Raw genomic sequence first — 19518 nt, 5'->3', positions numbered from 1 at the left:
CGTTCACGCTCGTGCAGCGCAAGCCTTACAGCCCGGATCCGCGTGCGCATCCGGGCCTTCATGCGATCGCCCTGCTCGAGGCGGTCAAGGGGGCGCTTGCGCTGTTGGCGGCGACGGGCCTGGAAATTCTGGGCCCGCTCCCGCTGCAACATGCGGTCAGTACGCTGATCCGCCGCTTCAACCTGGATCCCGACCACGGCGCTCTGCCGTCGTTGCTCAAGACCATCAACCCCGATGCCGTGCATCTGGCCGCTGCCGCCATGCTGGCCTACGGCCTGCTGCATGTGGTGGAAGCCTGGGGCCTGTGGCGCGCCAAGGCCTGGGCCTCGCTGCTGGGCTGCCTGTCGGCCGCCATCTATCTGCCATTCGATATCTACGCCATCGTCCGCCATCCTGGCTGGACCGCCTGGGCCGTGCTGGCGATCAACCTGATCGTGGTCGGCGTGCTGGCACGCGATCTGGTCCGGCGTCGCCGCTGACCCACCCTGTCCCGTCCATGCGGACACGGCCATCCGTTGTCACCGAGATCCTGCGCCGTTAGCCTGCGCAGACTTCCCGGGGAACCCGCGCCGATGCGACCCACCACCTTGTGCCTTGCCTTGCTGCTGGCGCTGTGCGGCTGTACACATGCCGACGCCCCGACGCGTCATGCACCCGCCACGGCCGCCGGCACCGAACCGCTGGAACTGGTTGAGGCCGATGTGGCCGGCCTGCAGGCGCGCATGCAGGCCGGCACCACCACCAGCCTCGAACTGACCCGTGCCTACCTGCAACGCATCGCCAGCGTCGACCGCGCCGGCCCGCAGCTCAATGCGGTGATCGAACACAATCCGCAGGCCGAAGCCGAGGCACGCTGGCTCGACGACGAACGCCGCGCCGGCCGCACGCGCGGACCGTTGCACGGCATCCCGGTGCTGCTCAAGGACAACATCGACGCCGTGCCGATGGTCAACAGCGCCGGCTCGCTGGCACTGGCCGCGTTCCATCCAACCCGCGATGCCTTTCTGGTGCAGCGCCTGCGCGCGGCCGGGGCGGTGATCCTGGGCAAGACCAACCTGAGCGAGTGGGCGAATTTCCGCTCCACCCAGTCCAGCTCCGGCTGGAGCGCCCGCGGCGGGCTGACCCGCAATCCCTACGCGCTCGACCGCAACCCATGCGGCTCCAGCGCCGGCACCGGTGCGGCAATCGCCGCCAGCCTGGCCACGGTGGGCATCGGCACCGAGACCGATGGCAGCATCACCTGTCCGGCATCGGTCAACGGCCTGGTCGGGCTCAAGCCGACGGTAGGCCTGGTCAGCCGCGACGGCATCATCCCGATTTCGGCCAGCCAGGACACCGCCGGCCCGATGACGCGCAGCGTGGCCGACGCGGCCGCGCTGCTGCAGGCCATCGCCGCGCCCGATGCGCAGGACCCGGCCACTGCCAAGGCACCGGCGACCAGCGTCGATTACCTGGCCCACCTGAAACCCGACAGCCTGCGTGGCGCGCGCCTGGGCCTGCTGCGCAATCCACTGCGCGAGGATCCCGTGATCGCCGCCGCATTGGATCGCGCCGTGCAGACCTTGCGCGCGGCAGGTGCCACGGTGGTTGAGACGGCCCTGGCCACGGATGGCAAGTGGGATGCTGCTGAGCAGATGGTCTTACTGGTCGAATTCAAGGCCGGCTTGAACGCGTATCTGCAGAACCACCGCGCGCCCGTGGCGAGCCTGGAGCAGTTGATTGCGTTCAATCGCACGCAGGCGCAGCGCGAGATGCCGCACTTCGGGCAGGAGTTGTTCGAACAGGCGCAGGCAGCGCCCGGCCTCGACGACGCGGGCTATTTGAGCGCACGCGCCAACGCCAAACGGCTGGCCGGGCCGGAAGGCATCGACGCAGCCCTGGAAGCCGACCGCCTGGACGCGCTGATCGTGCCGACCACCGGCGCGGCCTGGGTCACCACGCTCGGCAAGGGCGACACCTTTCCCGGTGCCGGCTACGGTGCCGCGGCAGTGGCCGGATATCCGAGCCTGAGCGTGCCGATGGGGCAGACCCAGGGCTTGCCGCTCGGACTGCTGTTCATGGGCACCGCCTGGAGCGAGCCGCGCCTGATCGAACTGGCCTACGCCTACGAGCAACGCAGCCACGCGCGGTTCGCGCCCGGCTACGCGCCGAGCGCACCACCGCCAGCGACACCGGGCGCATCGCCACCGAAGACCGCGGACTGAGCGCACCGCCCCGCACCGCAAGGCAATGCGGGGCGGTCCAGGTATCGACGTCATCAGACAGCGTCCCCCGGATGTCGCGCAGCTTGCCGCCCGGGCGGCTGCGCATCGCCAATCCTGCGATGCGCGAACCGGTTGGCCGCCAGCGCACACCAAAACGGCTAGATCCCTCTGCCGGCAACGCTAGATCGATGCTGCAGGCTCGCCATCTTCGGCACCCGGCGAACGCACGCTCTCCGGCGAGATCGGTTCTGCAGCGCGCGACACCGGCTTTTCCTGCGCCGCAATCTCGGCGCGGATCCTGGGCAGCGCGTAAGCATGCTCGCGGGTCAGAAAATCGATCATGCTTTCGCGCACCAGGCAGCGCAGGTCGAAGGCATCGCCAGAATTGCGCGCACTCACCAACAGGCGCACCTGAATGGTGTTGTCGCTGGTATCGGTGATCTGGGTGACGCAGACGCGCCCATCCCATAGCGGCTCGCTCTGGCAGATGCGCTCCAGTTCCGCGCGCACTGCGGCGATCGGCGTGCGGTAATCCAGCCACAGGAACGCGGTACCGAGCAGATCCGCGCTGGCGCGCGTCCAGTTCTGGAACGGGTTTTCGATGAACCAGGTGAGCGGCACCACCATGCGTCGCTCATCCCAGATCCGTACCACCACATACGAGCTGCCGATCTCTTCGATGCGGCCCCATTCGCCTTCGACGATCACCACGTCGTCCAGCCGGATCGGCTGGGTCAGCGCGATCTGCAGGCCGGCGATCAGGTTGCCGAACACCGGCTTGGCCGCGATGCCCGCCACCAGGCCGATGATGCCGGCCGAGGCCAGCAGCGTCTTGCCGATCTGGCGCACCTGCTCGAAGCCGAGCAGCACCACCGAGACGCCAAGCAGGATCACCGCGCCCATCACCACGCGGCTCAGCACCCGGGTCTGGGTCTGGATGCGGCGCGCGGTCAGATTGTCCGCCACCTCGATCGGGTTGCTGCGAAGGATCGCCGCTTCGCCGGCCGCCACCGCGCGTACCAGCAACCAGGTCACGCAGCCGACGATGCCGACATGCAACAAATGCTGCACCGCTGCCAGCGCCTTGCCGCTCAGCGGGGTCGCCTCGGTAGCGACACCCAGAAACAACAGCGGCAGGATGAAGGCCGCGGGCAAGGTGATCACGCGAATGATACGCGCGCGGCGGTAATCGCGTCCCTGCATGCGGCGGAACAACCACAGCATCAACGACCAGGTCACGACGCCGGCCAGCAGCGCGGCGCCCAGGGGAATTGCGTATTCGCGAATGACGTTCCAATCGGCAGTCAAACCGTTCTTCCTGTGGGGGGGAGAGGGATGGCTGCCAGAGCATGCCGCAAGCGGCATGAGCATCACGTCATGCGCACGCGCCGCTCATGCGCCCAGCGGCTGCGACGCGGCCTGTTGTTGCTTGCGTACGATCGCCATCGCAATTTCCAGCGACTGCTCATAGTTCAGGCGTGGGTCCACGCTGGAGCGGTAGGCACGCTCCAGATCGCGCTCGGTCAGTTCGCGTGCGCCGCCGGTGCATTCGGTGACATCTTCGCCGGTGAGCTCCAGATGCACACCGCCCAGCCGCGTACCGGCAGCCGCATGCAGGTCGAACGAGGTCTCCACTTCACCGCGGATATTGTCGAAACGCCGGGTTTTGTAGCCATTTCCGGTGCTCTCGGTATTGCCATGCATCGCATCGCACACCCACAGCACCCGGCGCCCATCGCGCTTGACCGCATCCAGCAGCGGCGGCAACTTCTCGGCGATCTGCGCCGCGCCCATGCGATGGATGAAGCTCAGACGCCCGGGTTCGTCTTCGGGATTGAGTACGTCGATCAGCCGCAACAGCTGGTCCGGCTGTACCGACGGCCCAACCTTGATGGCGATCGGGTTGCGCACCCCGCGCAGGTATTCCACATGCGCGCCATCCAGCGCTGCGGTGCGCATGCCGATCCACGGGTAATGCGTGCTGAGGTTGAACCAGCCCCATTGGCGCGGCACCTGGCGGGTCAGGCACTGCTCATAGGGCAGCAGCAACGCCTCGTGCGAGGTGTAGAAATCGATGCGGTTGAGGTTGTACACCTCGGCTCCAGACAGGGTCTCCATGAAGCGCACCGCATCGCCGATCGAGGACACCATCTTCTGGTAGTCGGCCGCCAGCGGCGAATAGCCCACCCAGTCCAGGTTCCAGTATTCGGGGTGATGCAGGTCGGCGAAGCCGCCGTCGATCAAGGCGCGCACGAAGTTCATCGTCATCGCCGACCGCGAATGCGCGGTGATCATGCGCCGCGGATCGGGCACGCGCGCGGCCTCGGTGAAGGCCGGCGCATTGATCACATCGCCGCGATAACTCGGCAAGGTCACACCATCACGGGTTTCGGTATCGGCCGAGCGCGGCTTGGCGTATTGCCCGGCAAAGCGGCCCACCCGTACCACCGGCAGCCGCAGGCCGTGCACCAGCACCAGGCTCATCTGCAGCAGCACCTTCAGGCGATTGGAAATGGTGCCCGATTCACAATCGCTGAAATTCTCCGCGCAATCGCCACCCTGCAGCAGGAAGCGCTTGCCCTCCTGCGCTTCGGCCAACTGGCGCTTGAGTGCGAAGATCTCCCACGAGGTCACCAGCGGCGGCAACTGACCCAACTCGTCCATCGCCGCCTGCAGCGCAGACTGATCCGGATACACGGGCAGCTGCAGCGCGGGTTTGTCACGCCAGCTGCCGGGCGCCCACGACGAGGCAGCGTGATCGGAAGCGGGGGTTGCGGCGGAAAGATTCATGACGAGGGCTCCTGACAGCCTGCGATGGTGGCAGAGCCAGCGCGCAACGCAAAGCGTTCACGCAGTGGACGAGGCAAGCGATGACGTCGAATCCTTGTGCCCCTTGGCGAACGCAACTGAATGGCGAACAACGCCCAAGGTCTGACACGACGTCCACCTACGCCAGCGGGCACTGGCCACGCACCTGATCGACGTAGTTGCGGAACGACGCCGCACCCTCGGCCGGCCCGCTCGGGCAGCGCGGGCGAACCGCACATCCGCGCACTTGTCTGTGACGCGCACAACCGCGACGCCTTCAAGCCACTCAAGCCACGCAGACGGCACGCGATAGGCCAAGGCAGCTCGCGAGGCGACCGACCCATCATGTTCCGGCCCCACCGTCCCAGGCGCGCAGCGGCATCCCTTAGCCTTGGCGATGCACCGAGCTGCGCCTCGCCTTGAAGCCGGCGTACAGCGCCCACAACGCAAGCGCCACGAACCACACCATGCTCCACATTGGCATGCTCAGGCCCAGAAAGCGCCAGTCGATGTTGCCGCAGTCGCCGCTGCCGGTCAGCACGGTGCGGAACACCTCGAACGGCCCCATCGTCTCGCTCAGAAAACTCAGCGGCGGGCCACACGAAGACATCATGTCCTTGGGCCGGATCTGCACCCAGACATGCCGTGCGGCGATGCCCATGCCCACGCCGGCGGCGATGAAACTCAATACGCCATAGACCTTGCGCCCGCCTGCGCCACGCGGCCCGTGCAGGGCACCGAGCAGGAACAACACTGCCAGAGCCGCAAACGCGATCCGCTGGAAAATGCACAGCGGGCAAGGCTCCAGCCCCAGATACAGCTGTACGTAGATCGCATAGGCCAATAGTCCCGCACAGGCCAGAAAGCCCAGCAGGAACTGCGCCCGAAACCCCCAACGCAATGGATTCATCGTGACTGCTTGCCTAGGATCGAAGCCCGATTATCAATCATCGCCGCGGCGCTGACCACGCATGTACCGCCCTGCTCCGTCGCACACGCAAGGCGCCTTGCATCCCAGCGGCAGCGCATCGCCAGGCGATGGGCTCCACGGCCATCGAGCAGGCATCGCCGCGACCACGCCGGCTAGGAACCCTGGCCATCCAGCATCATGGCCACGCCACCGCCCCGGAGTCGGCCGGTGCCCAAGCAAGCATTGCCCAGAACACGCCCAATACCCCGAACCGCTGGCCCGAATCGATACCGCGCACAACAAAAAGCCCGGCAATGCCGGGCTCTTCGAGAATCTTGATGAAGCGATCCGATTACTCGGCCACTTCCTCCGCAACGACCGGGCGATCGACCAGCTCCACATACGCCATCGGCGCATTGTCGCCAGCACGGAAACCGGCCTTCAGGATGCGCAGGTAGCCGCCGGGACGGGTCGCGTAACGCGGGCCCAGTTCGACGAACAGCTTGCCCACCGCTTCCTTGTCGCGCAGGCGAGCGAACGCCAGACGACGATTGGCGACGCCATCGACCTTACCGATGGTGATCAGCGGTTCGGCGACGCGACGCAGTTCCTTGGCCTTCGGCAAGGTGGTCTTGATCAGCTCGTGCTTGAACAGCGAAGCGGCCATATTGCGGAACATGGCTTCGCGGTGCGCGCTGGTGCGGTTGAACTTACGACCAGATTTCTGGTGACGCATGAGTGTGATTTCCTAAGGAATGTTGAGACTACTGGGAGACGTTGTCGCCATCCTGGCGCTGTTGAATGGACTGCGGTTGGTCCGAACCGGCCATCCTTCGACCGGTGTCACCGCGGGCTTTGGCCCGTCGATGAGAAAAACCGCATGGGCGCCCGAAGACGCCCATGCGCTGATGCATCAACCAAGCATGCCGTGCTGGGCGACGCCGGCCGGCGGCCAGTTCTCCAGCTTCATGCCCAGTGCAAGGCCGCGCTGTGCCAGCACTTCCTTGATTTCGGTGAGCGACTTCTTGCCCAGGTTCGGGGTCTTGAGCAGCTCCACTTCGGTCTTCTGAATCAGATCGCCGATGTAATAGATGCTCTCGGCCTTGAGGCAGTTGGCCGAACGCACGGTCAGCTCGAGGTCGTCGATCGGGCGCAGCAGCACCGGATCCACGCCGCTGGCAGCCGGCTTGGCCGCACCGCGATCGCGGTGGGTGAAATCGCCGAACACCGACAGCTGATCGCTGAGGATGTCGGCGGCGGTGCGCACGGCTTCCTCGGCATCGATCGTGCCGTTGGTTTCGATATCGATCACCAGCTTGTCGAGGTCGGTGCGCTGTTCGACGCGCGCAGCTTCCACTGCATAGGCAACGCGACGCACCGGCGAGAACGACGCATCCAGCATCAGACGACCGATGGTGCGGGTCTCTTCGTCCGGACGACGACGCGCAGCAGCCGGCTGATAGCCGAACCCACGCTCGATCTTCAGGCGCATGTTCAGCGCCGTGTCCTTGGTCAGGTGGCAGATCACGTGCTCGCCGTTGATGATCTCAACGTTGTGATCGGTCCTGATGTCGGCCGCAGTGACCGTGCCCGGACCCTGCTTGGACAACGACAGCGTCGCGCTGTCGCCACTGTGCATGCGAATGGCCACGTCTTTCAGGTTGAGCAGGACGTCAAGCACGTCTTCCTGCAAACCCTCGACCGTGGTGTACTCGTGCAGCACGCCGTCGATCTCGACCTCGGTGATCGCAAAACCGGGGATCGACGACAACAGCACACGACGCAGGGCATTGCCCAGCGTGTGCCCGTAACCGCGCTCCAAGGGTTCGATCACGACCTTGGCACGGTTGTCGGTAAGACGTTCGATCTGCGGACCACGAGGGCGCAGAACCTGGTTGGCGGTAACCGTCATGTTGCGGGGTCTCCTGCGAACCTCCGGCAGTGCCGGAGGCTCTCCAATGTGAATTACTTCGAATACAACTCGACGATCAGCGCTTCGTTGATATCCGAAGGCAGGTCAGCGCGATCCGGAACGGCCTTGAACACGCCGCTAAACTTCTTCGAATCGACTTCAACCCACGACGGCGTCATGTCGTGCTGCTCAGCCACGGTCAGGGCTTCCTGCACGCGGAGCTGCTTCTGTGCCTTTTCCGACAGCGTGATCGCATCGCCGGCCTTGATCTGGTACGAGGCCAGATTCACCGACTTGCCGTTGACCAACACGCCACGGTGCGACACCAACTGGCGCGCGGCCGGACGGGTGACGGCAAAGCCCATGCGGTAGCAGACGTTGTCCAGACGGGTTTCCAGCAACTGCAGCAGGTTCTCGCCGGTGTTGCCCTTCTTGGTCGAGGCCTTCTTGTAGTAGTTGCGGAACTGGCGTTCCAGCAGACCGTAGATACGCTTGACCTTCTGCTTTTCGCGCAGCTGGGTGGCGTAGTCGGAGAGCTTGCCCTTGCGCGCCGCGCCGTGCTGGCCGGGCTTCTGCTCAAGCTTGCACTTGGAGTCCAGCGCACGCGCCGGGCTCTTGAGGGAAAGGTCGGCGCCTTCGCGGCGCGCGAGCTTACAGGTAGGACCGATATAACGAGCCATTTCTTATCGCTCCCTTTAGACGCGACGCTTCTTCGGCGGACGGCACCCGTTGTGCGGGATTGGCGTCACGTCGATGATGTTGGTGATCTTGTAGCCCACGTTGTTCAACGAACGCACGGCCGACTCACGGCCCGGACCCGGGCCCTTGATACGTACTTCCAGCGACTTCACGCCGTAGTCGAGCGCAGCGCGGCCAGCCTTTTCGGCGGCAACCTGAGCAGCGAACGGGGTCGACTTACGCGAACCACGGAAACCGGCGCCGCCCGACGTAGCCCACGACAGCGCATTGCCCTGGCGATCGGTGATGGTGACGATGGTGTTGTTGAACGAAGCGTGGACATGAGCGACGCCGTCAGTGATGACGCGCTTGATCTTCTTCTTCGTTTTCTTTTCTGCTGGCTTGGCCATGATCTATCCCTTACTTCCTGATCGCCTTGCGCGGACCCTTGCGGGTGCGGGCGTTGGTACGGGTGCGCTGACCACGCAGCGGGAGACCACGGCGATGACGCAGACCGCGATAGCAGCCCAGGTCCATCAGTCGCTTGATCGCGATACCGATTTCGCGGCGCAGGTCGCCTTCGACGACATACTTGCCGACTTCGGCGCGCAGGCGCTCGATTTCGGGTTCGGACAAATCACGAATCTTCGTGGTCGAGGTAACGCCTGCGGATTCGCAGAGCTTCTTCGAACGGGTACGGCCGATGCCGTAGATGCTTTGCAACCCGACCCAGACGTGCTTCTGGGCTGGCAGGTTGACGCCTGCAATACGCGCCATGACGCGATTCTCCAACTGAGTGATGGCCCGACAGCGCCAAGGCGCCATCCGGCAGGATGGATCAAAAGTGAACTCGGAATTATAACAAGGCCTCGGATTGCTTTGAAGCCCGTGGAACCAGAGGTTCCATGGACCCGGCGTGGGGAGTGTGCCCTCGCTCCGGCGCCGGACGGTGTTGATCCAGAAAACTTCTCCGAATCGCCTGTGCTACTCCCGCACAGGACCACCCCGTCACACCCGCGCGCGAGACGTCGCGCGAGCCGCCCTTCTGATCGGAAGATCGTGGCCCGGGAACCAGGCCGTCTTCACGTAATGAAGATCTAGTGTACCACTTAACCGCGTGCAAGACCGCCGCGTGACCCACCCTTCAGGTTGGCCTTCTTCAGCAGGCTCTCATACTGGTGCGACATCAGGTGCGCCTGGATCTGCGCAATGAAGTCCATCACCACCACCACCGCGATCAGCAGCGAGGTGCCGCCGAAGTGGAACGAGGTACCGAGCTGCGTGCGCATGATTTCCGGCAGCAGGCAGACGATGACCAGGTACAGCGAACCGGCCGCCGTCAGGCGCGTCAGCACGCCGTCCACGTAGTCGGCGGTCGCCTTGCCCGGACGGATACCCGGGATCAGCGCACCCGACTTCTTGAGGTTGTCGGCGGTTTCCTGCGAATTGAATACCAGCGCGGTATAGAAGAACGCAAAACCGATGATCAGCGCAGCGAACACCAGCATGTGCACCGGCTCACCGGGCCCAAGCGCATTGGCAATCTTCTGCAGCCACGACCCCACGCCACCCGAGGCCGCCTGGCCCGACCACATCGACAGCGTCGCCGGGAAGGCCAGGATGCTCGATGCGAAGATCGGCGGAATCACGCCAGCCATGTTGAGCTTGAGCGGCAGGAACGAGGTCTGGTTCATGTACGCATTGCGACCGCCCTGGCGGCGTGCGTAGTTGACCGTGATGCGTCGCTGCCCACGCTCGACGAACACCACGAACAGGGTGAAAGCCAGGATGGTGACGACGATCAGAAGCAGCGAGATGAAATTCAACTGATCATCACGGTATGCCTCGATGGTCTGAAATGCGGCAGCCGGAAGACCTGCAACGATGCCGGCGAAGATGATCAACGACACACCGTTGCCGATGCCACGCTCGGTGACCTGCTCGCCCACCCACATCAGGAAGATGGTGCCCGCCGTCAGGGCGATCACTGCGGTCAGCACGAAGCCCATGCCCGGTGCATACACCACCGGAGCGCCGCCCGGGGCGGTCTGGTTCTGCAGCGCCAGCGCGATACTGCCGCCCTGCACCACCGCCAGCAACACCGCACCGATGCGCGAATACTGGGTGATCTTGCGTCGGCCCGATTCACCTTCTTTCTGCATCGCCTTGAGGGCCGGAAAGATGTGCGTGGCCAACTGGATCACGATCGATGCCGAGATATACGGCATCACGTTCAACGCAAAAATACTGAAACGGTGCAGGGCGCCGCCCGAGAACATGTTGAACATGTCCACGATGCCGCCGCCCTGCGCCTGCATCAACGAAAGCATGGCATCGGGATTGACGCCCGGCACCGGCACATAGCAGCCGATACGATAGACGATCAATGCCCCGAGGACGAACAGCAGCCGCTGGCGAAGTTCCGTGAACTTGCCGAGTCCGCCACCGAGGTTACCAATGCCAGCCTGCGCCATCTGCCGATTACTCCTCTACGCTGCCGCCGGCAGCTTCGATTGCTGCCTTGGCGCCTGCGGTCGCCGCAACGCCCTTCAGCACGAACTTCTTGCTCAGCTCGCCCTTCAGCACGATCTTCGCCTTCTTGGCGCGGCTCGGGACCAGGTTGGCCGCACGCAGCGCTGCAAAGTCGACATCACCGGCTTCCAGCTTGTCCAGCTGGTAGGACAACACTTCCGCGGTATCGCGCGCCATCTTGGAGCGGAAACCGATCTTCGGCAGACGGCGCTGCATCGGGGTCTGGCCGCCTTCGAAGCCGGCCTTGATCTTGCCGCCGCCCTTACGGGCGAACGAACCCTTGTGACCGCGACCAGCGGTCTTGCCGAGGCCCGAACCGATACCACGACCGACGCGGGTGCGCTCGGTACGGGCGCCGTCGGCCGGCTTGAGGTCATTAAGACGCAGAGTCATTGGATTACTCCTCAACCTTGACGAGGTAGTGAACCGTATTGATCAGGCCACGCACCTGCGGGCTGTCCTTCAGTTCACGCACATCGTTGAGCTTATTCAGGCCCAACGCACGCACCGACAGGCGGTGACGCGACTGGGTTCCACGCAGGCCACGCACCAGGCGCACCTTCACGGTCTTGTTGGTGTCCTTAGCCATGGTTGAGCTCCTCCACCTTCTTGCCGCGCTTGGCCGCAACACGGGCCGGCGACTGCACTTCCGACAGACCCTTCAGGGTTGCGCGGACCAGGTTGATCGGATTACGCGAACCAACAGCCTTGGCCAGCACGTTCTTCACGCCAACCGCTTCGAGCACGGCGCGCATGGCGCCGCCCGCGATGACGCCCGTACCTTCGGAAGCCGGCTGCATGTACACACGTGCGGCGCCGTGGCCGGACTTGACCGCATGCCACAAGGTGCCGTTGTTCAGATCCACAGTGGCCAGGTTCTTGCGCGCCTGCTCCATCGACTTCTGGATGGCGACCGGCACTTCGCGCGCCTTGCCATAGCCGAAACCGACCTTGCCCAGACCATCGCCGACCACGGTCAGCGCGGTGAAGGTGAACTGGCGACCGCCCTTGACCGTCTTGCTGACGCGATTGACCGCGACCAGCTTCTCGATCATGCCATCGTCGACTTTCTCTTCGCGGTTACGGTCGCGATCACGACCCCGCGGTGCACGTTCTTCTGCCATCTTGATTCCTTGATTGATTGGGTATGTACGGCTCGAAGCCGCTTATGGTTGTGGAATGACGCAGTGTTCCCGATGCCGCTGCAAAAGAACGGGTCGGCCCGGCTTCTACCCTGCCGGCGGAACGCAAGGGCGGCATGACGCCACCCTTGCAGCAGACTTTAGAACTGCAGGCCGCCTTCGCGAGCCGCGTCGGCCAGCGCCTTGATGCGGCCGTGGTAACGGTAGCCCGAGCGATCGAATGCGACCTTCTCGATGCCCGCAGCCTTGGCACGCTCGGCGATCAGCTTGCCGACCTTGACGGCCGCATCGCTGTTCTTGCCGTTCTTCAGGCCATCCTTGACGTCGGCCTGCAGGGTGTTCGCCGCAGCGATCACCTTGGAACCGTCGGCAGTGAAGACTTGGGCATACAGGTGCTGACCGGTGCGCAGCACCGACAGACGCGCGACGCCCAGCTCGCGGATGTGTGCACGGGTCGACTTGGCGCGACGCAGGCGGGCGATGTTCTTGTTGATGCTCATGATATTTATCCTACGAAAGCTGAAGGAAAACAGGCTTGTACATTGAAAAGTCCGGCCATGGATGGCCGGGCTCCTCGCAGACGGACCTGCCTTACGCCTTCTTGGCTTCCTTGCGAATGATGACTTCACCGGCGTACTTCACACCCTTGCCCTTGTAGGGCTCCGGCGGACGGAAACCGCGGATCTTGGCGGCGACTTCGCCGACGCGCTGCTTGTCGGCGCCCTGGACCACGATTTCGGTCTGGCTCGGGGTCGACAGCGTGATGCCTTCCGGCGCCACGAACACCAGCGGGTGCGAGAAACCGAGCGCCAGGCTCAGATCCTTGCCCTGCATGGCGGCACGGTAACCGACGCCGACCAGCTCGAGCTTGCGCTCGAAGCCTTCGGACACGCCCTTGACCATATTGGCCAGGATGGCGCGCACGGTGCCGGTGATGGCGATCTGCGAAGGATCATTGGCCGACAGCGTGGCAACGTCGCCGTCGACGGCGATTTCCACGCCATTCGGCTTGGGCAGGGTCAACGTGCCCTTCGGGCCCTTGACGCTGACCAGCTCAGGCTGGACGTTGAGCTCGACACCCTTCGGAAGGGACACAGGCTTCTTGGCTACACGGGACATGTTCGACTCCTTCCCTTAGGCCACGAAGCACAGAACTTCACCACCAACGCCGGCTTCGCGAGCCTGTGCGTCAGTCATGATGCCCTTCGACGTGGAGATGATGGCGATACCCAGGCCACCCAGGACCTTGGGCAGCTCGGTCTTGCCGCGGTACTGACGCAGACCCGAGCGCGAGAAACGCTTCAGGGTCTCGATGACCGGACGGCCTTCGAAATACTTCAGCACGATTTCCAGCTCCGACTTGTTGTTTTCGGTGGCCGTAACGCGCAGGTCGGTGATGTAACCCTCGTCCTTCAGGACCTGGGCGATCGCAACCTTGATCTTGGACGACGGCAATTTCACCGTCTGCTTACCAACCGCTGCCGCATTCTTGATGCGAACCAGCAGGTCGGCGATGGGATCAGTCATGCTCATATGAGTACCTTTGAGTGCACCGATATCCGCTTTCGCGAAAATCTTGTGTTTTCCTGGGGACGGGCCAGGACCCTTGACGCCATGCCAGGCCCATACGGGCAAGACAGAAGCGGAAGTATACGACAAAAGAGCCCGACTTGCGTCGGACTCCCCTGTTGAACAGAACAAACCTGTCCAGACCGGCCGCGAGCGGCCGGGGTGCTGTTACCAGCTTGCCTTGCGCAGGCCCGGAACGTCGCCGTTCATCGTGGCCTTGCGCAGCATGTTGCGACCCAGACCGAACTTGCGGTAGACACCGCGCGGACGACCAGACAGCTCGCAACGGTTGCGGTGGCGGCTCGGCGACGAATCGCGCGGCAGCTTCTGCAACTTGGTCGACGCATCGATCTTCTCTTCGTAGGACGCATCCTGGCTGGAGAGGATCTTCTTCAGCGCATCACGCTTGCCGGCAAATTTCTTCGCAAGCTTTGCACGCTTGATGTCGCGGTGGATCATGGAGGTCTTTGCCATTTCGGATGTCCTCTATGGTCAGTTACGGAACGGGAACTTGAACGCTGCCAGCAGCGCCTTCGCTTCCGCATCCGTCTTGGCGGTGGTGGTGATGGCGATATCCATACCGCGGATCGCGTCGACGGCGTCGAAGTCGATTTCCGGGAAGATGATCTGTTCCTTCACACCCATGTTGAAGTTGCCACGACCGTCGAAGGAGCGACCGGACACACCCCGGAAGTCGCGCACGCGCGGCAACGAGATGTTGATCAGGCGATCCAGGAACTCGTACATCTTGGCGCGACGCAAGGTGGTCTTGCAGCCGATCGGCCAACCGTCACGAATCTTGAACGATGCGACCGAAACGCGCGACTTGGTGACCACCGGCTTCTGGCCGGAGATCTTGGACATGTCGGCGACCGCATTTTCCAGAATCTTCTTGTTGGTAGCCGCTTCGCCCACGCCCATGTTGAGCGTGACCTTGACCAGCTTCGGCACTTCCATCGGATTGGTGTAGCCGAATTCCTTCATCAGGGCCGGCACCACGTTTTCCTTGTAAAACTTTTCGAGACGAGTGTTCATGATCTCATTCCTCAGGCGTCGAGCGCCTCACCGCTGGAGCGGAACACACGCAATTTGCGTCCATCCTCCAGCACCTTGAAGCCAACGCGCTCGCCCTTGCCCGTTGCCGGGTTGACGATATTGACGTTGGAGATATGGATCGACGCTTCACGCTCGACCACGCCGCCGGCGACACCCGCCTGCGGGTTCGGCTTGGTGTGGCGCTTGATGACGTTGGCGTTGGAGACGATCACGCGATCGCCGTCCACACGCACCACCTCACCCTGCTTACCCTTGTCCTTGCCGGTGTTGATGACGACCTGGTCGCCCTTCTTGATACGGTTAGCCATGTGTATGTCCTCCGCTCACAGCACTTCGGGAGCGAGCGAGACGATCTTCATGAACTTCTCGGAACGCAGCTCGCGCGTCACAGGCCCGAAGATGCGGGTACCGATCGGCTCCTGCTTGTTGTTCAACAGCACAGCGGCATTGCCGTCGAAGCGGATCAGCGAACCGTCGGGACGGCGCACACCCTTGCGGGTACGCACCACGACGGCGTCGTAGACTTCGCCCTTCTTGACCTTGCCACGCGGAATGGCGTCCTTGACGGTCACCTTGATGATATCGCCAATGTGTGCGTAACGGCGCTTGGAGCCGCCCAGCACCTTGATGCACATCACTTCCTTGGCACCCGAATTGTCGGCGACATCGAGGTAGCTCTGCATCTGGATCATGATTCAGATCTCCCTTATTCGGCCGAACGGGTGACGATTTCGACCACCCGCCAGTTCTTGGTCTTGGACATCGGAGCAATCTCGGTCACGCGCACGACATCGCCTTCGTTGCAGGCGTTGTCGGCATCGTGTGCGTGCAGCTTGGTCGAGCGCTTGATGTACTTGCCGTACAGCGCATGCTTGACCTGGCGCTCCACCAACACGGTGACCGTCTTGTCCATCTTGTTGCTGACGACACGGCCTTCGACCGTGCGCAGCGTTTGCTTTTCGTTATTGTCGCTCATCGCGGCCGTCCTTACTTGGTGCTGCCGAGCAGGTGCTTGACGCGAGCAATCTCGCGGCGCACCCGGCGGGTTTCGTGGGTCTTCGGCAGCTGGCCGGTGACCTGCTGCATGCGGAGCGAGAACTGCTCCTTACGCAGATCGGTCAGGTGGGCCTTCAGTTCGTCAGCCGACTTTTCGCGGAGTTGTTTGATATCCATCAGCGCACCGTCCGGGTCACGAAAGTGGTGGTCACCGAGAGCTTGGCGGCGGCGAGGCGGAACGCCTCACGTGCGGTCTCTTCGGGGATCCCCTCGATTTCATAGATCATGCGACCCGGCTGAATCTGCGCGACCCAGTACTCCACGTTGCCCTTACCGGAGCCCATGCGGACTTCGATCGGCTTCTTGGTGATCGGCTTGTCGGGGAACACACGGATCCACATCTTGCCACCCTTCTTGACGTGGCGGCTGATCGTGCGGCGCGCTGCTTCAATCTGACGCGCAGTCAGCTGACCGTGCGCGGTGGCCTTGAGGCCGTATTCGCCGAAGCTGACGGCGTTTCCGCTCCATGCCAGGCCGTCGTTACGGCCCTTGTGCATCTTGCGATATTTGGTTCGCTTGGGTTGCAACATTGCCGTTACCTCGCTTCACGAGCCGGGCGCGACGGGCGGTCACCACGGTCGCCGCGATCGTTACGATCGTTGCGCGGGCTGTCGTCCTGCTTTTCCTGGCCAACCTGAGAGAAGTCGAAGACTTCGCCCTTATAGATCCAGACCTTGATGCCGATGATGCCGTACGTCGTGGACGCCTCGGCAAAACCGTAATCGATGTCGGCACGTAGCGTGTGCAGCGGCACGCGGCCTTCGCGGTACCACTCCGAACGGGCGATTTCTGCACCGTTGAGGCGGCCAGCGACGTTGACCTTGATGCCCAGGGCACCCAGGCGCATCGCGTTACCGACCGAGCGCTTCATTGCGCGGCGGAACATGATGCGACGCTCCAGCTGCTGCGCGATCGACTCGGCGACCAGCTGCGCGTCCAGCTCCGGCTTGCGCACTTCGGTGACGTTGATGTGCGCCGGAACGCCCATCAGCTCGCTCACTTCCTTACGCAGCTTTTCGATGTCCTCGCCACGCTTGCCGATCACCACGCCCGGACGGGCGGTGTGAATGGTCACGCGGGCGGTTTTGGCAGGGCGCTCGATCAAGATCTTGCTGATACCTGCCTGCGCGAGCTTCTTGCGCAGCATTTCACGCACTTTCAGGTCGGCAGCCAGATAACCGGCGAACTCGGCCTTGTTTGCGTACCACTTGGAATTCCAGTCCTTGGCGATGCCCAGGCGGATTCCAGTCGGATGAACTTTATGACCCATGGTCTTTTCCTTTCCGCTTACTTGGCGGCGCCCACAACCACAGTGATGTGGCTGGTGCGCTTGAGGATGCGGGTACCGCGGCCTTTCGCCCGCGCCATGAAACGCTTCAGGGAGGGACCTTCATCAACCATGATGGTCTTGACCTTCAGCTCGTCGACATCCGCGCCCTGATTGTTCTCGGCATTGGCGATCGCCGACTCCACCACCTTTTTGATCAGGTGCGCAGCCTTCTTGTCCGAGAACTTCAGCAGATTGACCGCACGCTCGGCGGACAAACCACGCACCTGGTCAGCGACCAGGCGGGCCTTCTGCGGGGAGATGCGCGCGGTGCGCAGGATTGCTTTCGCTTCCATCGTCATCTCTCCTTACCTGCCCGACTTCTTGTCGCCACCGTGACCCTTGAAGGTCCGGGTGACGGCAAATTCGCCGAGCTTGTGGCCGACCATATTCTCGTTGACGAGCACCGGAATGTGGTTCTTGCCGTTATGCACGGCGATGGTGATGCCTACCATTTCGGGCAGGATCATCGAACGGCGCGACCAGGTCTTGATCGGCTTCTTGCTACCCGCAGCGGACTCCACCTTCTTTGCAAGGTGGTGATCGACGAACGGGCCCTTCTTGAGTGAACGTGCCATGGTCGATTAGCCCCTACGATCGCGGACGATGAACTGCTGGGTGCGCTTGTTCTTGCGCGTCTTGTAACCCTTGGTCGGAACACCCCACGGGGTGACCGGATGCGGATTACCCTGGCCAGCCTTCGCTTCACCACCACCGTGCGGGTGATCGACCGGGTTCATGGCCGCACCGCGAACGGTCGGGCGAACACCGCGCCAACGCTTGGCGCCGGCCTTGCCCAACTTCTCGAGGTTGTGCTCGTCGTTGCCGACTTCGCCGATGGTGGCGCGGCACTCAACCGGCACCTTGCGCATTTCGCCCGAGCGCAGACGCAGCGTGGCATAGATGCCTTCGCGAGCGACCAGCTGGACGGCTGCACCGGCAGCACGCGCGATCTGAGCGCCCTTACCCGGCTTCAGCTCGATACCGTGAACCGTCGTACCGACCGGGATGTTGCGCAGCGGCAGCGTGTTGCCGGTCTTGATCGGTGCGTTGGCACCGGCAATGACCTGGTCGCCAGCCTTCAGGCCCTTGGGGGCGATGATGTAGCGGCGCTCGCCGTCGACATAGCACAGCAGGGCGATATGAGCGGTACGGTTCGGATCGTATTCGATCCGCTCCACACGCGCCGGAATGCCTTCCTTGTTGCGCTTGAAGTCGATGATGCGGTAGTGCTGCTTGTGGCCACCACCGACGTGACGCACGGTGATGCGGCCATGGTGGTTACGACCACCGGACTTGCTCTGCGAGTCGAGCAGCGCCGCGTGCGGTGCGCCCTTGTGCAGATCGGGAGTAACCACGCGCACGGCGGAACGACGGCCGGGAGAGGTGGGTTTGAACTTCATCAATGGCATGGGATGGACCTCAGGCCTTGGCCGTTACGTCGATGGACTGACCATCGACCAGGCGGACGTACGCCTTGCGCCAATTGCCACGGCTGCCAGCACGGTTACGGAAGGACTTGCTCTTGCCCTTGACGTTGACCACGTTGACTGCCTTGACCTTGACGTCGAACAGCTGCTCGACCGCGGCCTTTACATCGGCCTTGGTGGCTTCGTTCGAAACTTCGAAGACATACTGGTTGGAGATTTCCTGCAGGCGCGCGGTCTTTTCGGAGACTCGCGGAGCACGCAGCACGCTGAAGATTTTTTCGTTGCTGCTCATGCCAGCCACTCCTCGACCTTCTTGACCGCATCGGCGGTGATCACGACCGTGTCGGCCCCGACCAGCGCGACCGGATCCAGACCCTGCACATCACGCACCTGCACATACGGCAGATTGCGGGCGGACAGATACAGGTGCTCGGAGGCTTCTTCGGTGACGATCAGCGGGCGCTTGCCCACATCCAGTCCCTTCAGCTTCTCGATCAGACCCTTGGTCTTGGTCGCTTCGAGGTCGAACGCGTCGACGATCATCAGACGGCCCTGACGGTTCAACTCGGAGAAGATCGCGCAGATGGCCGCGCGGTACATCTTGCGGTTAACCTTCTGCTCGAAGCTGCGCGGCTTGGCCGCGAAGGTCACGCCGCCGCCGACGAAGATCGGAGCCGTCAGCGCGCCATGACGCGCACCGCCGCCCTTCTGCTTCTTCGACTTCTTGGTCGTGCCCGCAACTTCCGAACGCGTCTTCTGAGCCTTGGTACCGGCGCGGCCGGCATTGCGATAAGCGACGACGACCTGGTGAACCAGATCTTCGCTGAATTCGCGACCGAACACGGCATCGGAGACCGAGACCTTGTTGTTGCTACCCGTGATAACGAGTTCCAT

30 protein-coding genes are annotated in these 19518 nt (G+C 63.2%); 2 read left to right on the top strand and 28 right to left on the bottom strand.

Translation table 11 applies throughout. The annotated features are described in order from the left end of the window. Window positions 1–11: 11 nt before the first annotated feature. Together HG421_RS03460 and HG421_RS03455 are read left to right on the top strand one after the other, a co-directional pair. On the top strand, window positions 12–479 hold the full coding sequence (locus HG421_RS03460; protein ID WP_169705214.1) for a DUF2127 domain-containing protein: 468 nt from the start codon (window positions 12–14) through the stop codon (window positions 477–479). A 108-nt stretch (window positions 480–587) separates the two neighbouring features. After that, window positions 588–2204, top strand: coding sequence for an amidase (locus HG421_RS03455; RefSeq protein WP_211161817.1), 1617 nt, complete (start codon window positions 588–590; stop codon window positions 2202–2204). 180 nt (window positions 2205–2384) lie between these two features. Here HG421_RS03455 and HG421_RS03450 read toward each other — a convergent pair whose 3' ends face one another. The 28 genes from HG421_RS03450 to rplD form a co-directional block, all read right to left on the bottom strand. After that, complete coding sequence (locus HG421_RS03450; protein ID WP_169705211.1) at window positions 2385–3512, bottom strand: mechanosensitive ion channel family protein; 1128 nt, start codon at window positions 3510–3512, stop codon at window positions 2385–2387. A gap of 84 nt (window positions 3513–3596) precedes the next feature. Then, the gene (locus HG421_RS03445) at window positions 3597–4994 is read right to left on the bottom strand and encodes a class II 3-deoxy-7-phosphoheptulonate synthase (RefSeq protein WP_169705209.1); all 1398 of its coding nucleotides are present in this window, start codon (window positions 4992–4994) and stop codon (window positions 3597–3599) included. Between the two features lie 403 nt (window positions 4995–5397). Continuing rightward, window positions 5398–5922 (bottom strand): disulfide bond formation protein B, encoded by a 525-nt coding sequence (locus HG421_RS03440; RefSeq protein ID WP_169705207.1) that lies wholly within the window; start codon window positions 5920–5922, stop codon window positions 5398–5400. 352 nt (window positions 5923–6274) lie between these two features. Further along, window positions 6275–6658 (bottom strand): 50S ribosomal protein L17, encoded by a 384-nt coding sequence (gene rplQ, locus HG421_RS03435; RefSeq protein WP_003486665.1) that lies wholly within the window; start codon window positions 6656–6658, stop codon window positions 6275–6277. A 177-nt stretch (window positions 6659–6835) separates the two neighbouring features. After that, window positions 6836–7834: a DNA-directed RNA polymerase subunit alpha gene (locus HG421_RS03430; protein ID WP_104616954.1), complete on the bottom strand. Its 999-nt coding sequence runs from the start codon at window positions 7832–7834 to the stop codon at window positions 6836–6838. A 53-nt stretch (window positions 7835–7887) separates the two neighbouring features. After that, window positions 7888–8514, bottom strand: a complete 627-nt coding sequence (gene rpsD, locus HG421_RS03425; RefSeq protein WP_002811641.1) for a 30S ribosomal protein S4 — start codon at window positions 8512–8514, stop codon at window positions 7888–7890. Window positions 8515–8529: 15 nt separating this feature from the next. Further along, window positions 8530–8922, bottom strand: coding sequence for a 30S ribosomal protein S11 (gene rpsK / locus HG421_RS03420; protein WP_003486671.1), 393 nt, complete (start codon window positions 8920–8922; stop codon window positions 8530–8532). 10 nt (window positions 8923–8932) lie between these two features. Next, window positions 8933–9289, bottom strand: a complete 357-nt coding sequence (gene rpsM, locus HG421_RS03415) for a 30S ribosomal protein S13 (protein WP_003486672.1) — start codon at window positions 9287–9289, stop codon at window positions 8933–8935. Between the two features lie 332 nt (window positions 9290–9621). Then, window positions 9622–10986: a preprotein translocase subunit SecY gene (gene secY / locus HG421_RS03410; RefSeq protein ID WP_169705204.1), complete on the bottom strand. Its 1365-nt coding sequence runs from the start codon at window positions 10984–10986 to the stop codon at window positions 9622–9624. A 7-nt stretch (window positions 10987–10993) separates the two neighbouring features. After that, window positions 10994–11437: a 50S ribosomal protein L15 gene (gene rplO / locus HG421_RS03405; protein WP_039412803.1), complete on the bottom strand. Its 444-nt coding sequence runs from the start codon at window positions 11435–11437 to the stop codon at window positions 10994–10996. Between the two features lie 4 nt (window positions 11438–11441). Then, complete coding sequence (gene rpmD / locus HG421_RS03400; protein WP_003486678.1) at window positions 11442–11633, bottom strand: 50S ribosomal protein L30; 192 nt, start codon at window positions 11631–11633, stop codon at window positions 11442–11444. Next, entirely contained in the window at window positions 11626–12168 is a 543-nt protein-coding gene (rpsE, locus tag HG421_RS03395) for a 30S ribosomal protein S5 (RefSeq protein ID WP_003486682.1), read from the bottom strand. The genes rpmD and rpsE overlap by 8 nt, the downstream gene beginning before the upstream one ends. 158 nt (window positions 12169–12326) lie before the next feature. After that, a complete protein-coding gene (gene rplR, locus HG421_RS03390) occupies window positions 12327–12686 on the bottom strand; it encodes a 50S ribosomal protein L18 (RefSeq protein WP_005993383.1) in 360 nt (119 codons plus the stop codon). A 91-nt stretch (window positions 12687–12777) separates the two neighbouring features. Beyond that, window positions 12778–13305, bottom strand: a complete 528-nt coding sequence (gene rplF, locus HG421_RS03385; protein ID WP_064508654.1) for a 50S ribosomal protein L6 — start codon at window positions 13303–13305, stop codon at window positions 12778–12780. 15 nt (window positions 13306–13320) lie between these two features. Further along, window positions 13321–13719: a 30S ribosomal protein S8 gene (gene rpsH / locus HG421_RS03380; RefSeq protein WP_010371096.1), complete on the bottom strand. Its 399-nt coding sequence runs from the start codon at window positions 13717–13719 to the stop codon at window positions 13321–13323. Window positions 13720–13923: 204 nt separating this feature from the next. After that, window positions 13924–14229 carry a 30S ribosomal protein S14 gene (gene rpsN / locus HG421_RS03375; RefSeq protein ID WP_005917137.1) on the bottom strand — a complete coding sequence of 102 codons (306 nt, stop codon included), beginning with the start codon at window positions 14227–14229 and terminating at the stop codon, window positions 13924–13926. 18 nt (window positions 14230–14247) lie between these two features. Beyond that, entirely contained in the window at window positions 14248–14790 is a 543-nt protein-coding gene (rplE, locus tag HG421_RS03370; RefSeq protein ID WP_010371090.1) for a 50S ribosomal protein L5, read from the bottom strand. Between the two features lie 11 nt (window positions 14791–14801). After that, on the bottom strand, window positions 14802–15119 hold the full coding sequence (gene rplX, locus HG421_RS03365; RefSeq protein WP_003486696.1) for a 50S ribosomal protein L24: 318 nt from the start codon (window positions 15117–15119) through the stop codon (window positions 14802–14804). A gap of 15 nt (window positions 15120–15134) precedes the next feature. After that, entirely contained in the window at window positions 15135–15503 is a 369-nt protein-coding gene (gene rplN, locus HG421_RS03360; RefSeq protein ID WP_003486699.1) for a 50S ribosomal protein L14, read from the bottom strand. A gap of 14 nt (window positions 15504–15517) precedes the next feature. Next, window positions 15518–15787: a 30S ribosomal protein S17 gene (rpsQ, locus tag HG421_RS03355; RefSeq protein ID WP_003486701.1), complete on the bottom strand. Its 270-nt coding sequence runs from the start codon at window positions 15785–15787 to the stop codon at window positions 15518–15520. Between the two features lie 11 nt (window positions 15788–15798). Beyond that, on the bottom strand, window positions 15799–15984 hold the full coding sequence (rpmC, locus tag HG421_RS03350; RefSeq protein WP_003486703.1) for a 50S ribosomal protein L29: 186 nt from the start codon (window positions 15982–15984) through the stop codon (window positions 15799–15801). After that, the gene (rplP, locus tag HG421_RS03345; RefSeq protein ID WP_003486706.1) at window positions 15984–16397 is read right to left on the bottom strand and encodes a 50S ribosomal protein L16; all 414 of its coding nucleotides are present in this window, start codon (window positions 16395–16397) and stop codon (window positions 15984–15986) included. Before rplP ends, rpmC begins: the two co-directional genes overlap by 1 nt. Window positions 16398–16402: 5 nt before the next feature. Continuing rightward, the gene (rpsC, locus tag HG421_RS03340) at window positions 16403–17137 is read right to left on the bottom strand and encodes a 30S ribosomal protein S3 (protein ID WP_033898118.1); all 735 of its coding nucleotides are present in this window, start codon (window positions 17135–17137) and stop codon (window positions 16403–16405) included. 17 nt (window positions 17138–17154) lie between these two features. After that, entirely contained in the window at window positions 17155–17490 is a 336-nt protein-coding gene (gene rplV / locus HG421_RS03335) for a 50S ribosomal protein L22 (protein WP_003486710.1), read from the bottom strand. Between the two features lie 12 nt (window positions 17491–17502). Further along, window positions 17503–17772, bottom strand: a complete 270-nt coding sequence (gene rpsS / locus HG421_RS03330; protein WP_005917128.1) for a 30S ribosomal protein S19 — start codon at window positions 17770–17772, stop codon at window positions 17503–17505. A gap of 6 nt (window positions 17773–17778) precedes the next feature. Continuing rightward, complete coding sequence (rplB, locus tag HG421_RS03325; RefSeq protein WP_003486715.1) at window positions 17779–18606, bottom strand: 50S ribosomal protein L2; 828 nt, start codon at window positions 18604–18606, stop codon at window positions 17779–17781. A gap of 10 nt (window positions 18607–18616) precedes the next feature. Beyond that, on the bottom strand, window positions 18617–18916 hold the full coding sequence (gene rplW, locus HG421_RS03320; protein ID WP_002811694.1) for a 50S ribosomal protein L23: 300 nt from the start codon (window positions 18914–18916) through the stop codon (window positions 18617–18619). Further along, on the bottom strand, window positions 18913–19518 hold the full coding sequence (gene rplD / locus HG421_RS03315; protein WP_010371054.1) for a 50S ribosomal protein L4: 606 nt from the start codon (window positions 19516–19518) through the stop codon (window positions 18913–18915). The genes rplW and rplD overlap by 4 nt, the downstream gene beginning before the upstream one ends.

The sequence above is a fragment of the Xanthomonas campestris pv. badrii genome, from assembly GCF_012848175.1.
Lineage (GTDB): Bacteria > Pseudomonadota > Gammaproteobacteria > Xanthomonadales > Xanthomonadaceae > Xanthomonas > Xanthomonas campestris_C.
The sequence above is the reverse complement of the archived record's forward strand: the minus strand, read 5'-3'. Positions and strand labels throughout refer to the sequence as shown.